The following is a 13,304-nucleotide window of genomic DNA, read 5'->3' as shown; positions in this document are numbered from 1 at the left end:
GTTCCACCACATCCAACCGGGGAGAACGCGATGAAGGCACGCACCGTGGCCACCAGGCTGCCCACCCTCCTGCTCGGCACGGCGCTGGCATTGGCCGCCGGCGCTTCCGCGCAGGACCTCGGCCGCTACAGCGAAGACGGGTTGCGCGCCGAGCTTGCGGGCATCGCCGACGTCGAGAGCGCGGTGCTGGTGCCGATGCGCGACGGCGTCGGCCTGTCCACCAACATCTGGCGGCCCAAGGGCGCGACCGGCCCGCTGCCGACGGTGCTGCTGAAGACCCCGTACAACGAGCACAACCCGCGCGGCACCACCGCGCGGCTGGCGATCGAGGCGGTGCGCCACGGCTACGCCTTCATCGTGCAGAACGAGCGCGGCCGCTATTTCAGCCAGGGCAAGTACCAGATCCTCGGCTACCCGCAGACCGACGGCTACGACGCGCTGAGCTGGATCGCCGAGCAGCCGTGGTCCAACGGCAAGGTCGGCACCGTGGGCTGCTCGTCCTCGGCCGAATGGCAGCTGGCGCTGGCGGCGATGAACCACCCGGCGCACGCGGCGATGGTGCCGATGGCGGCCGGCGCCGGCATCGGCAAGGTCGGCCCGTTCCGCGAGCAGGGCAATTTCTACACCGGCGGCGTGCCGCGTACTTTGTTCGCAGTGTGGATGTACGGCGTGGACAACCCCCTGCGCGCCGAGCTGCCGCAGGACCTGTCCGGGCCGATGCGCGCGCGCGTGGCGCAGTACAACGATCTGGATGCGAGCAAGCCCAGGGTGGACTGGCAGAAGCATATCCGGCACCTGCCGTATGCGCAGTTGCTGTCCTCGCTGGGCGAGCCGCCGGGCACGTTCGAATCGATGATCGGGCGCGGCCCGGCCGACCCGTTCTGGGAGCAGGGCGGGCTGTACCACGACTCGATGGGCTGGGGCGTGCCGGCGCTGTGGTTCAACAGCTGGTACGACGTGTCGATCGGCCCGAACATGGCGCTGTTCAACCATGCGCGTACGGTGAACTCCGACCCCGAGGCCAGCGCCAACCAGTACGTGGTGATCGGCCCCAACCCGCACTGCCAGTTCTGGCAGCTGGGCAAGGACTACAAGGTCGGCGACCGCGACATGGGCGATGCCAGCTTCCCGGTGGGTGAGCAGATCTGGGCGTTCTTCGACCGCTGGCTGAAGGGCCAGCCCAAGGCGTTCCCGGCCTCCACCCCGCACGTGCGCTATTTCACGATGGGTGCCAACCGTTGGCAGTCCGACGCGCAGTGGCCGCCGAAGGCGGCCACGCCGGTGCGCATGTACCTGCGCTCGGGCGGCAATGCCAACTCGATGTACGGCGACGGGCGGTTGAGCTTCGAGGCCCCGCTGGCCGCCGAGCCGGAGGACGCCTATCGCTATGACCCGACCAACCCGGTGCAGACCATCGGTGGCGGTGACTGCTGCAATGGCGGGCTGGTGACCGCCGGCGCCTTCGACCAGCGCCCGATCGAGGCACGCCACGACGTGCTGGTCTATACCAGCGAGCCGTTGGAGCAGCCGCTGGAAGTGTCCGGTTTCGTCGATGCGGTGTTGCAGGTGTCCTCCAGCGCGAAGGACACCGACTTCGCGCTCAAGCTGGTGGACGTGGCGCCGGACGGCACCGCCTGGATCATCGGCGACACCATGCTGCGCGCGCGCTACCGCGACGGCTACGCCACGCCGGCGCCGATGCAGCCGGGGCAGGTGTACGCACTGAAGCCGACCCCGATCACCACCTCGATCCAGTTCGACAAGGGCCACCGCATCCGCGTCGAGGTGACCAGCTCCAACTTCCCCAAGTTCGCGCGCAACCTCAACACCGGCGGCGCGAACGAGAGCGAGGATGCGCCGGTGGTGGCCGACAACGCCGTCCACCATTCGGCCGATGCGGCTAGCTACATCGAACTGCCGGTAGTGAAGCACTGACGACATGACCACGACGATGACGACGACGATTTACGGACTCAAGAACTGCGACACCTGCAAGAAGGCCACCAAGTGGCTGGACCGTTTCGGCGTGGCCCACGCCTTCGTCGACTACCGCGACAACAAGCCCGCCCCGGAGACGCTGGTGGAATGGGCCGGCAAGGTCGGCGGCTTCGACGCGCTGGTCAACAAATCGTCCACCACCTGGCGGCAGTTGCCGGACAGCCGCAGGGCGCCGGGCTCCGAGGCCGAGTGGAAGCTGTTGCTGCGCGAATACCCGCAGCTGGTGCGACGGCCGGTGGTGGTCACCGATGACGGGCAGGTGACGCAGGGTTTTTCCGACAACGGCTTCAAGCAGCGCTTCGGCGTCGGGTAATGGCGCTCAGGAAACCTGAAACATGCAGGAGCGACGTCAGTCGCGACCGGGCTTTCCCGATAAATGCCCGGTCGCGACTGACGTCGCTCCTACATGGGTAATCAAGGGGCAATTGAATGAATGACGTGGTCGAGCTGGCCTGCGAGCTGATTTCCCGCCCGTCGGTGACGCCCGAGGACGCTGGCTGCCAGCGACTGCTTGCCAAGCGCCTGCAGGCGGCCGGCTTCGCCTGCGAACACCTGCGCCTGGGCGAGGTGGACAACCTCTGGGCCACGTACGGCAGCGGCGCGCCGGTGCTGGTGCTGCTGGGCCATACCGACGTGGTGCCGAGCGGCCCGCTCGAAGCGTGGACCAGCGATCCGTTCAGGCCCGAGGTGCGCGACGGCGTGCTGTACGGCCGTGGCGCGGCCGACATGAAGGGCAGCGTGGCCGCGTTCGTGGTCGCCGCCGAGCAGTTCGTCGCCGCCCATCCCGACCATCCCGGTACGCTGGCAGTGCTGCTGACCAGCGACGAAGAGGGCGACGCCATCGATGGCGTGCGCCACGTCGCGCAGATTTTCCGCGAACGCGGCCAGCGCATCGACTGGTGCATCACCGGCGAGCCATCGTCCACCGCGAAGCTCGGCGACCTGCTGCGCGTCGGCCGCCGTGGCAGCCTGTCGGCGAAGCTGCGGGTCAAGGGCGTGCAGGGCCACGTCGCCTACCCGGAGAAGGCGCGCAACCCGATCCATCTGGCGGCACCGGCGCTGGCCGAGTTGGCCGCGCGGCACTGGGACGACGGCTACGAGAGCTTCCCGCCGACCAGCCTGCAGATCTCCAACATCACCGCCGGCACCGGCGCCGGCAACGTCATCCCCGGCGAACTGCAGGTGATGTTCAACCTGCGCTACAACCCACACTGGGACGCGGCGCGGCTGGAAGCAGAGATCACCGCGCTGCTCGACCGCCACGCGCTCGACTTCGAGCTGCACTGGCACCGCAGCGGCGAGCCGTTCTACACGCCCGAAGGCCGCCTGCGCAGCGTCGCCCGCGAGGTGCTGGCCGGGTTCGCGGGCGTGCCGCCGCAGGAAAGCACCGGCGGCGGCACCTCCGACGCGCGCTTCATCGCCCCGTTGGGCGCGCAGTGCATCGAGGTCGGGCCGGTCAACGCCAGCATCCACCAGGTCGACGAAAACGTGCGGGTGGACGAATTGCGGGCTTTGCCCGATCTTTACCGGCAACTGATCGGGAAACTGCTGGCCTGACCCATGCCCACCCGGATTGCCACGCTTCGCCGAGACGCAACCGGGATGAAGACAGGACGGCCCCGCTGGCCGCGGGTGCTGGCCGCCTGCGGGTTGTGGCTGCTGCTGCAGGCGGCGCAGGCCGCCGCGGCGATGCATGGCCTGCCGCTGATGCGCCATTTCGGCGTCGGCGACCTGCCGGCCGCGCCGTTCTATTCGGACATCGCGGTCGATGCGCAGGGCACGCTGTATGCCGGCAGCAGCGAAGGCGTGATGGTGTTCCACAGTGGCCTGTGGGAACTGTTCGAGTTGCCGCACCGGGCGGCGGCCTATACGGTGCTGGCCGCGTCCGATGGTCGGGTCTACGTGGGCGGCAGCGGCACGCTGGGCGAACTACGGCGCGAACCCGACGGCGGCCTGCGCTTCATCGACCTGCTGCCGGAGTTCACCGGCGACGACGGCAAGCCGCTGTCGCCGGTGGATTTCTACGGGCTGCTGGAAACGGCGCGCGGGGTCGTGGCGAACGACGGGCGCATGCTGTACCTGCTGCGGCGCGATGGCGGCGGCACGCGCCAGCCGCTGCCCGCGGGCGCCGCGCAACTGCTGTTCGTGGCCGGCGGCGAGCTTTACGTGCGCATCGCCGGCACCGGCGTGTGCCGCCTCGATGCGACCGGCCCGGTGCCGCTGCCGGGCACCTCGGCGCTCGACGGCCTGCGCCTCTCCGGCTTGTGGGAATGGGAGGACGGGCTGCTGTATGCGGCCAACGACGGCTTCCATTTCGGCGATGCCGGGGGCGTGCACAAGCTGCCCGGCGACGCGGACGCGGCCTTCGCCGCGCACGTGCCGTACAGCAGCATCCGCCTGCCCGATGGCGGCTTCGCCTTCGGCAGCTACGACGGCACGCTGATGCGCTTCTCGCCCGAACTGCGCCTGCTCGACAGCTTCGTGCCGGCCCGCGGCAACCTGGACGGCTTCGGCCTGGATCGCGACGGCGGCCTGTGGACGGTGGGCGAATCCGGGCTGACCCGGTTGCGCCTGCCCTCGCCGTGGACCGTGTACGACCAGCGGCACGGCCTGTTCAACCAGCTCCACGACAGCGCGTGGTACGACGGCAGCCTGTGGGTGGGGGCATTGGGCCTGTGGCGCGCCGGGCCGGTGACGGGCGGCGTGCCGCGCTTCCTGCCGCAGCCGTGGGCGGACACGAAGCTGGAGGTGTTCGCGTTGCAGGGAACCGCGGCCGGCCTGCTGGTCGGCGACCGGCTCGGGCTGATGGTGCTCGACCCCGGTACGAAATCGCCGCGGCGGCTGGTCGGCCCGCGGATGGGCAGCGGCACGCTGCGGCTGCTGCCCTCGGCGTTCGACCCGGAACGCATGCTGGCGCTGGGCGGCAGCGAGGTGCGATGGCTGGCGCAGCGCGACGGCCGCTGGCAGCTGGCCGCCCGCTGGCCCATCCGTGTCGGCGCCATCAGCGGCATCGCACAGGTCGCACCCGGCGAGTTCTGGGTGGGCGATGAACGCGGCGGCGTGCATCGCTGGCGCCTTGACCCACGGACCGGGCAACTGCGCGACCAGCAGCATTTCGACGTGGGGCAGGCGCCGCTTGCCGACAATGGGCAGGGCACCCATCTGGTCCGCATCGACGAAGCCGTGTACGCGATAACCGGTGACGACGTGCGCAAGCTCGCGGGTGGGCACTTCGTGCCCGCGTCGCTTCCGGTGCTGCCGGGCCTGAGGCGGCCGTGGGAACTGGAGGCGGCGACGACCGCGCTCGGCAGCTTCGTCTGGACCACGCGCCAACTGTGGTGGCGGCGACAGGGCGAAAGCGTCTTCCACCTGCAGCAGGTCAGCAGCAGCCGGGTGCCGGGCTTCGCCGGGCTGGGGTTGCAGGACGATGGCCGCCTGCGGCTGGTGGCCTGGGACAGCCTGCTGCAGTTCGATCCCGACATCGGCAACCCGTCGCCGGCGCCGTTGCAGGCGCGCCTGGACCAGATCCGCCTGCGGCAACCGGACCGGGACGATGCGCTGCTGCCGCTGCAATCGGCGCAGGTGCAGGTGCTGCCACCCGGTTCCGGCCTGGCGCTGCGCTTCGGGCTGGGGACGATGGAACCGGAGGTCGAGTTCCGTTACCGCATGCAGGGCTACAACGAGGCGTGGTCGCCGTGGGGGGCGAACCGCGAGCTGGGCTACCGGCTGCTGCCGCCGGGCGACTATCGCTTCGAACTGCAGGCCCGCATCCGCGGCGGCCGCCAGGCCGAACCACTGCTGTACCGGCTGCGGGTGGAGCCGTTCTGGTACGAGCGCGGGGTGGTGCAGGCCCTGTTCTGGGTGGCCGGCCTGTTGCTGGTGGTGCTGGCGGTGCACCTGCGCAATCGTGGCGTCAATGCGCGCACCCGTGAACTGGAACGCCGCATCGCCGAGCGCACCGGCGAGCTGGAAGCGGCCAACCGCCGGCTCACCGAACTGGCCGTCGTCGATGGCCTGACCGGCATCGCCAACCGCCACGCGATGGAGCGCGCGCTGCAACGCGGCTGGCAACGCTGCGGCGAGCGCGGCGAGCCGCTGGCGGTGGTGATGGCCGACGTCGACCACTTCAAGGACTTCAACGACAACCACGGCCACCAGGCCGGCGACATGCAACTGCGCCGGGTGGCCGCCGCGCTTGCCGACGAGGTGTCGGGCGTGGACGAACTGGCCGTGCGCTACGGCGGCGAGGAGTTCGTGCTGATCCTGCCGGGGGTCGGCCGCGAGGACGCATTGCAGCGGGCCGAACAGGTGCGGCAACGCGCCGCGCGGGCCATGGCCGAGGCCGGGATGCCCGGCAGCATCAGCCTCGGCGTGGCGGTGCGGATACCGGCCGCCGGTGGCGACCCCGCGCAACTGGTGCACTGCGCCGACCTGGCGCTGTACCGGGCCAAGCATGCCGGCCGCAACCGCGTCGAATGCGCCGGCGAGGCGGATTTCGCCAGCGTCGCGCAGGCCGGCGTGATTGCCGCTGAAACTGTTGCGCCGCCACCGGACCCCACGCTATCGTCGGCCCCATGATCCGCGACGCCCGCACCCACGCGAACCTGTCGAACAATCGCAACAACGCGATTGCGAACAATCGCGCGCGGCCGATGCGGGTCTGCGACTGAGCCAGAGCACCATACGCCCAGTGACCAGAAAACCCGCATCGGCCGATGCGGGTTTTTTTGTTGCCGATCCTCGCCTGCAACGCTTGCCCCCACAACCCAGGAGCTTCCCCCATGTGTTCCATCTTCGGCATCTTCGGCCTGCAACCCGGTGACGACCCGCAGGCACTGCGCCGCCAGGCACTTGAGCAATCGCAGCGGCAGCGCCATCGCGGCCCGGACTGGAGCGGCGTCTACCTCGACGAGCGCACCATCCTCGTCCACGAACGCTTGGCCATCGTCGATCCGGCCGGCGGTTCGCAGCCGCTGCTGTCCGAGGACGGCGAACTGGCGCTGGCGGTGAACGGCGAGATCTACAACCACCGCGAACTGAAGGCCGAGCTGAAGCAGCCCTATGCGTTCCAGACCGGCTCGGACTGCGAGGTCATCAACGCGCTGTATCGCCAAGACACGCCGGCCAGCTTTCTGAACCGCCTCAATGGCATCTTCGCCTTCGCGCTGTGGGACAAGGCCAGCGGCCGCGCGATCATCGCCCGCGACCCGATCGGCGTGGTGCCGCTGTACTGGGGCCACGACAAGCAGGGGCGGTTGTGCGTGGCCTCGGAGATGAAGTCGCTGGCCGACACCTGCGCCGACGTGGCGCAGTTCCCGCCCGGCCACTGGTACGACACCGCCACCGGCCAATTGAACAAGTACTACGAGCGCCCGTGGCGCGACTACGACGCGGTGCAGGGCGTGCAGGTGTCGCCGCAGGAACTGCGCGAGGCGTTCGAGGCCGCGGTGCACCGCCAGCTGATGACCGACGTGCCGTATGGCGTGCTGCTGTCCGGCGGGCTGGATTCCTCGCTGGTCGCCGCGGTGGCTGCGCGCTACGCCCGCCACCGCATCGAGGACGGCGACAGGAGCGAGGCGTGGTGGCCGCGCCTGCATTCCTTCGCGATTGGCTTGAAGGGCTCACCCGACCTGGCCGCCGCGCAGATTGCCGCCGACATGCTCGGCACCGTGCACCACGGCTTCGAATACACCTTCGAGGAAGGGCTGGACGCGCTGCCGGAGGTGATCCGCCACATCGAAACCTATGACGTGACGACGATCCGCGCGTCCACGCCGATGTTCCTGCTGGCGCGGCGGATCAAGGCGATGGGGGTGAAGATGGTGCTGTCCGGCGAGGGCAGCGACGAGATCTTCGGCGGCTACCTGTACTTCCACAAGGCGCCGAACGCGCGCGAGTTCCACGAGGAACTGGTGCGCAAGCTCGACGCGCTGAACAACTACGACTGCCTGCGCGCCAACAAGTCGATGATGGCCTGGGGCGTGGAACCGCGGGTGCCGTTCCTCGACCGCGAGTTCCTCGACGTGGCGATGCGCATGGACGCGCAGCACAAGATGGTGCGCAAGGGCGATCCCGGCCCGCAGCGGATGGAGAAGGGCGTGCTGCGCGAGGCGTTCGACGGCTACCTGCCGGAACAGATCCTGTGGCGGCAGAAGGAGCAGTTCAGCGATGGCGTCGGCTATGGCTGGATCGACGGTTTGAAGGCGCATGCCGACGCACAGGTCAGCGACCGCGAGCTGGCCGCCGCCGACAAGCGTTTCCCGGTGAACTCGCCGCAGACCAAGGAAGCGTATTACTACCGCAGCCTGTTCGAGCAGTTCTATCCGACCCCGGCGGCGGCCGAGACGGTGCCGGGCGGCAAGTCGATCGCCTGCTCCTCGCCGGCGGCGATCGCGTGGGATGCCAGCTTCGCGGCGATGGCCGACCCGTCGGGCCGCGCCGTGACCGGCGTACATGAGCAGGCGCTGGCCGGTTGAACGACACGCCACGGCCGGCTGCACGGCGGGCCGTGGCATTTCCTTCCGCATACACGGGAACCTCGATGCGCATGCATTCATTGTTGTTGCTTGGCCTGTTGTCCGCCCCGGCGCTTGCCGTCGATGAAGTACCGCTGGAACGGCATTCGCTGGGCAGTTGGGAGGCGGACATCGGTTATGTGGGCGTGGTCCGCGACGGCGATATCCTGCATGTCTCCGGCATCGCCTGCGAAGGCGCGGACATGCAGGCGGCGGTGCAGGCCTGCTATCGCGAACTGGCCGGCATCCTGCGGCGCTTCGGCGCCGACAGCAGCCAGGTGGTGAAGGAAACCCTCTACACCATCGACATGGACGCGCTGATCGCGGCGATCCCGGAGCGCAAGACCTTCTTCGCCGATGCGCGTTACCCGGCGGCGACGTGGGTGCAGGTCGCCCGCCTGTATGGTCCGAAGCACCTGCTGGAAGTGGAGTGGACGGTGCGCCTGGAGTGAAACCAGCGACCGGGGCCGGCATTCGTGTCGCATCGCTCTTGCGAAAGCGCCGGCTGCCGGAGTGAGTGCTTGTGCCGTGCAGCGGTTTTCCGATGATGCCCATGCTCAGGGCGCGGCGATGTAGCGCCCACGATTTTCCTGCACGGCCCAGCGCCGCCAAGGGTTGAACAGCGGCACGCCGGTGGCGGCGAAATCCGCCACGTTGCGCGTCACCACGGTCAGGCCATGCACCAGCGCGGTGGCGGCGAGCAGCGCATCGCGTTCCGAGGCCGGGTCGGGCACGTGCAGGCGCGCGCAACGCAAGGCCACGCCTGCATCCACTGCCAGCACGCGGCCGCTGAATTCCGGGATTACGCGCTGCTCCAGCCATGCCCGCAGCAGGGCGCCTTGCGCGGCATCGCGCCGTTGCATGCGCAGCACGCCGATTTCCAGTTCCATCAGCGTCAGGCTGGAAATGGCGCAATGGGCCAGCGCCACGTCCGCCAGCCATGCCGCCACGCTGGGGTCGGCACGGCCACGCAGCGCTTTGTACGACTCGGAGATGACGTTGGTATCGAGCAGGTACACGGGGTGGCCTGGCTCAGTCGTCGAAATCGGGAATGCGCAGGCCCAGGCGCAGTCCGGGCGGGTCGAATGCGATGCCTTCCGTGCTGCCCATTCCGGGCATGTCCAGGGCTTGCAGCAACGTGCGCGGCTTGTCGGTCAGGCGCTGGTAGTCGGCATAGCTGAGCAGGACGTGCGCCGGCCTGCCGCGGTCGGTGATGACCACCGGCCCGTCCAGCGCGGCTTTCTTGGCGCGGCCCAGATCCTGATTGAGTTCACGGCTGGAGAGCGTAGTGGTCATGGTGGCTCCCGATGGCTGGATGTGGATATGTTACTACATTGGCTGGAGGGGAGATTCGAACGATGCCCGTGTGCTGCTTGCCGACCACCGGGTTGCGGGCGCGACGGACGCGGCCGCCGGCAGACAAGGAGAGGCGCGTCAGCGGACGGCCGCGGGTTCCAGCTTCAGCGTGTACCGGGCCGCACCCGGCAGGAACGGCGTCGGCCGGCCCTGTACCCAGTCGTCGTGGCCGGCGCCCCAGTAGGGCGACAGCGGGTGCCCGCTCTGGCCGCCGGGCATGTGCACGATGCCGTCGGCTTCGTGGCCGGGCGATACCACCATGCGTTCGGAGGCGCCGAAGGACGGGCCCTGCACGCGCGGCATGTTGCCGTCGCCGGGCAGGGCCTGCGCCGGCATGCACAGCCAGCGCTTGAACAGCGCCGGCAACGCGCGCGATACCGGGTGGCAGATGGCGGCGGTATTGCGCTCGCCCCATGTGCGGGCGGCGAGGTCGGTGCCCTGTGCGGCGAGGTCGGTTTCCAGTTCCCGGGCGCTGTGCGCGAGCAGCTCGTCCCAGCTCGCGAACGGCGACGGCAGCAGGTGCGGCGGCCGTTGTTGCAGCAGCGGCCAGGCGATGCCCTCCAACTGCGGCAGGTTGGGTTCGATCCAGTTCCCGCCCAGCTCCTGCCGGGCCGGCGCGAGCAGGCCGGCCTGCAGGGTGTCCAGGGTGATGCCGCGGAAGCCGCGGGCGATGCGGTAGCTGGCCGAATCCACCGCGGCATGGTCGTCCCAGTGGCGGCTGGCGACCTCCAGCCGTTGCAGGGCCGGGTCGTCGCTGTGTTCGATGGTGGCGCGCAGCAGCTTCCACCAGCGTTCCATCAGCACGGCGCGGTCGTCGAGCTGGATGGCCAGCAGGTCGCGTTCGTCGAAGCGCTCGCGTGCGTACAACCCCTCGCGTATCTGCCGGGCGCGTGCGCCGAGGTCGTAGCCGCCGTCGCCGGCCACGGCCAGTGCGTCGCCATCGAGCACGCGGGTGTTGGCGGTCCACAGGCGGTGGTCGGGCGGATCGATCAGGCTCGGCGCGTCGTCGCTGCGGATCGCCCAAGGCGCGCAATCGCGATCGGCGATGGCGTCGGTGGCGCAGCCTTCGCCGCGGTCCGGGCGCGCGCCGATCAGGCGCCAGGCGATGCGTCCGTGGCTGTCGGCCAGCATCAGGTTCTGCGCGGGGATGCCAGAGCGGTCGGCCACCGCCAGTGCGTCGTCGAGGTCGGCGGCGGTGGCCATGTCGGCGAAATCCAGCCGCACCGCACCGGGCAGCTGCGCCACCCAGCGCAGCGCCAGCAGGCTGCCGTCGGCGTTTTCGTGCAGCACCGGGCCCCAGTCGCTTTCGCGCACGGCCAGGGTTTCGGCCGGCGCGCCGGCCACGGCGATGGTTTCGTCGAAGGTACGCAGGCTGGCCGCATCGGCGGCGTCGATGCGCTTGAAATCGGCGGTGTCGATGTAGCTGTTGGTGAAGCCCCAGGCGACGTGGGTGTTGCTGCCGACGATCACCGCCGGCAGGCCGGGCAAGGTGAAGCCGGCCACGTCGACCTTGCCGCCCGGCGCGCTGGCGTCGGCGTAGCGCAGGCGCGCGCGGAACCAGATGTTGGGCGCGCGCAGGGCCAGGTGCATGTCGTCGGCGACGATGGCGCGGCCGTCCGCGGTCAGTGCGCCGCCGACGGCGAAGTTGTTGCTGCCCGGAAATGAATCGGCCGCCACCGGCGGCCAGCCGATGCCTCTCTCCCCTTCGGGAGAGAGGGGGACCATCCGCGGAGCGGATGGTGGAGTGAGGGGGGCCGCCATCGTGGAAATGCCCGGTTGCTTTTCCGCTATGCGCAGGTCCAGCGCGGTGGCGTCGGGCAGGTCCGCATCGCCGCGTGGCTGCCCGAACAGTGGCGCGTCCCACTGGCTGCCGTCGTGGACGAGCAGCGCGTACAGTGCTGGCGGCGCCACCTCGCGGATGCGCGCCAGTGCCAGCTCACGGGTATTGGCCGGGTCCTGCAGGTCGGCGTACATCGCCAGCCCGGCCAGTACCGAGTCGTCCAGTTCCCAGTGGCGTGGCTGCTGGCGCAGCAGCAGGTAGGGCCACGGGCGCACCTTCAGTGCATCGAGGCCGGCGTTGACGCCGTCGCGGTAGGCTTCCAGCACCGCACGCTTGCCGCCCAAAGCGGCATCGAGGTCGGCGTGGGTGCGGGCGCGCAGGCGATGCACGCGCATGCGGCGGTCCAGCGGCAGGGCGGCCGGACCGAACAGCTCGGCCAGTTCGCCGGCGGCGGCGCGGCGCATCAGGTCCATCTCGAAGTAGCGCTCCTGCGCGTGCACGTAGCCCAGTGCGCGGGCCATGTCGCGTTCGCTGGCCGCCTCCACCGTCACCATGCCGTTGCCGTCGCGCGCGATGGCGACCGGCGCGTCGAGGCCGGGCAGGGCCAGCTCGCCCTGCAGTTGCGGCAGGCTGCCGCGCAACAGCAGCCACAGCGTGCCCAGTGCGAGCAGCACCAGCACCAACAGCATTCCCGACAGACGCAGCAGCCAACGCGACATGGGTGTCTCCCCGTGATGGTCCGCCGGCGATTGTAGGGGGCGTCGGCGGCCGGGGAGGGAGAGCGCAACTGAAACTGATTCCGATTAGATCATCGCCGCGCCGGATAGGGCACGCTATGCGCCATCACGAACCAGCAGGAGCCTCCCCATGCAGGGCCAGCCCGACGTCATCGAATATCTGAAGGAGCTGCTGCGCGGCGAACTGGCTGCGCGCGACCAGTACTTCATCCACTCCCGCCGCTACGAGGACCAGGGGCTGCACGCGCTGTACGAGCGCATCGGCCACGAGATGGAGGAGGAAACCCAGCACGCCGACGCGCTGCTGCGCCGCATCCTGTTCCTGGGCGGCGACCCGGACATGCGCCCGCATGCCTTCGAGCCGGGCAGGACCGTGGTGGAGATGCTGGAGAAGGACCTGCAGGTCGAGTACCAGGTGCGCGCCAACCTCGCCGCCGGCATCAAGCTGTGCGAGGAGCATGGCGACTACGTCAGCCGCGACATCCTGCTGGCGCAGCTGCGCGATACCGAGGAAGACCACGCCTGGTGGCTGGAGCAGCAGCTGGGCCTGATCAAGCGCATCGGCCTGGAGCTGTACCAGGCCAGCAAGCTCGACGCCAAGGGCGGCGCCGCGCACTGAGCAGAGGGTTGCGTCGCCAGCCAGCCTCCGCGCCAGCCAGCCGACACTTGCAAACGCCGAAGGCCGGGGATTCCCGGCCTTCGGCGTTTCCCGCCACATGCGTGTGTAGGAGCGCACCTTGTGCGCGATGGAGTTTTCCCGGGAAAGCCCCGGTCACGACTCGCGTCGCTTGTGTCATTTATCCCGTTACCGTTGCAGGTGAGAGCGGAGTGCGGCAGCCCGTTCAGTCGCGGTGCCAAGCAAGCACGTGTAGGAGTCAGGGGCGCCGCACTCCGTGCTCCCATCCTCAGCCCGAACAA

At 69.6% G+C, this 13,304-nt stretch carries 10 protein-coding genes; 7 read left to right on the top strand and 3 right to left on the bottom strand.

Annotation, left to right across the window (positions count from 1 at the left end; translation table 11 throughout):
* Nucleotides 1–30 precede the first annotated feature (30 nt).
* From ABB34_RS04315 to ABB34_RS04290, 6 genes are all read left to right on the top strand, one after another.
* Nucleotides 31–1,935 carry a CocE/NonD family hydrolase gene (locus tag ABB34_RS04315; RefSeq protein WP_057640024.1) on the top strand — a complete coding sequence of 635 codons (1,905 nt, stop codon included), beginning with the start codon at nt 31–33 and terminating at the stop codon, nt 1,933–1,935.
* 16 nt (nt 1,936–1,951) lie between these two features.
* Nucleotides 1,952–2,311, top strand: coding sequence for a Spx/MgsR family RNA polymerase-binding regulatory protein (locus ABB34_RS04310; protein ID WP_057640023.1), 360 nt, complete (start codon nt 1,952–1,954; stop codon nt 2,309–2,311).
* Between the two features lie 116 nt (nt 2,312–2,427).
* Nucleotides 2,428–3,555 (top strand): succinyl-diaminopimelate desuccinylase, encoded by a 1,128-nt coding sequence (gene dapE, locus ABB34_RS04305; protein WP_057640022.1) that lies wholly within the window; start codon nt 2,428–2,430, stop codon nt 3,553–3,555.
* A gap of 45 nt (nt 3,556–3,600) precedes the next feature.
* Nucleotides 3,601–6,576 (top strand): ligand-binding sensor domain-containing diguanylate cyclase, encoded by a 2,976-nt coding sequence (locus tag ABB34_RS04300; protein WP_161808891.1) that lies wholly within the window; start codon nt 3,601–3,603, stop codon nt 6,574–6,576.
* Between the two features lie 203 nt (nt 6,577–6,779).
* Nucleotides 6,780–8,474, top strand: coding sequence for an asparagine synthase B (asnB, locus tag ABB34_RS04295; protein WP_057640020.1), 1,695 nt, complete (start codon nt 6,780–6,782; stop codon nt 8,472–8,474).
* A 65-nt stretch (nt 8,475–8,539) separates the two neighbouring features.
* Entirely contained in the window at nt 8,540–8,965 is a 426-nt protein-coding gene (locus ABB34_RS04290; protein WP_057640019.1) for a Rid family hydrolase, read from the top strand.
* A 105-nt stretch (nt 8,966–9,070) separates the two neighbouring features.
* Here ABB34_RS04290 and ABB34_RS04285 read toward each other — a convergent pair whose 3' ends face one another.
* From ABB34_RS04285 to ABB34_RS04275, 3 genes are all read right to left on the bottom strand, one after another.
* Nucleotides 9,071–9,532: a type II toxin-antitoxin system VapC family toxin gene (locus ABB34_RS04285; protein ID WP_057640018.1), complete on the bottom strand. Its 462-nt coding sequence runs from the start codon at nt 9,530–9,532 to the stop codon at nt 9,071–9,073.
* 13 nt (nt 9,533–9,545) lie between these two features.
* A complete protein-coding gene (locus ABB34_RS04280; RefSeq protein ID WP_057640017.1) occupies nt 9,546–9,809 on the bottom strand; it encodes a type II toxin-antitoxin system Phd/YefM family antitoxin in 264 nt (87 codons plus the stop codon).
* 138 nt (nt 9,810–9,947) lie between these two features.
* Nucleotides 9,948–12,368, bottom strand: a complete 2,421-nt coding sequence (locus ABB34_RS04275; protein ID WP_057640016.1) for a penicillin acylase family protein — start codon at nt 12,366–12,368, stop codon at nt 9,948–9,950.
* A gap of 148 nt (nt 12,369–12,516) precedes the next feature.
* Here ABB34_RS04275 and bfr point away from each other — a divergent pair, with 148 nt between their 5' ends.
* Entirely contained in the window at nt 12,517–13,005 is a 489-nt protein-coding gene (gene bfr, locus ABB34_RS04270) for a bacterioferritin (RefSeq protein ID WP_057640015.1), read from the top strand.
* Nucleotides 13,006–13,304: the final 299 nt, after the last annotated feature.

Origin of the sequence: Stenotrophomonas daejeonensis (assembly GCF_001431505.1) — a bacterium.
Lineage (GTDB): Bacteria > Pseudomonadota > Gammaproteobacteria > Xanthomonadales > Xanthomonadaceae > Stenotrophomonas > Stenotrophomonas daejeonensis.
The sequence above is the reverse complement of the archived record's forward strand: the minus strand, read 5'-3'. Positions and strand labels throughout refer to the sequence as shown.

What these genes read in the sequence shown, in the direction of transcription:
- bfr (WP_057640015.1), top strand. Translation starts at nt 12,517, where the DNA reads ATGCAGGGCCAGCCCGACGTCATCGAATATCTGAAGGAGCTGCTGCGC.
- asnB (WP_057640020.1), top strand. Translation starts at nt 6,780, where the DNA reads ATGTGTTCCATCTTCGGCATCTTCGGCCTGCAACCCGGTGACGACCCG.
- ABB34_RS04300 (WP_161808891.1), top strand. Translation starts at nt 3,601, where the DNA reads ATGAAGACAGGACGGCCCCGCTGGCCGCGGGTGCTGGCCGCCTGCGGG.
- ABB34_RS04290 (WP_057640019.1), top strand. Translation starts at nt 8,540, where the DNA reads ATGCGCATGCATTCATTGTTGTTGCTTGGCCTGTTGTCCGCCCCGGCG.
- ABB34_RS04280 (WP_057640017.1), bottom strand. Translation starts at nt 9,809, where the DNA reads ATGACCACTACGCTCTCCAGCCGTGAACTCAATCAGGATCTGGGCCGC.
- ABB34_RS04315 (WP_057640024.1), top strand. Translation starts at nt 31, where the DNA reads ATGAAGGCACGCACCGTGGCCACCAGGCTGCCCACCCTCCTGCTCGGC.
- ABB34_RS04310 (WP_057640023.1), top strand. Translation starts at nt 1,952, where the DNA reads ATGACGACGACGATTTACGGACTCAAGAACTGCGACACCTGCAAGAAG.
- dapE (WP_057640022.1), top strand. Translation starts at nt 2,428, where the DNA reads ATGAATGACGTGGTCGAGCTGGCCTGCGAGCTGATTTCCCGCCCGTCG.
- ABB34_RS04275 (WP_057640016.1), bottom strand. Translation starts at nt 12,368, where the DNA reads ATGTCGCGTTGGCTGCTGCGTCTGTCGGGAATGCTGTTGGTGCTGGTG.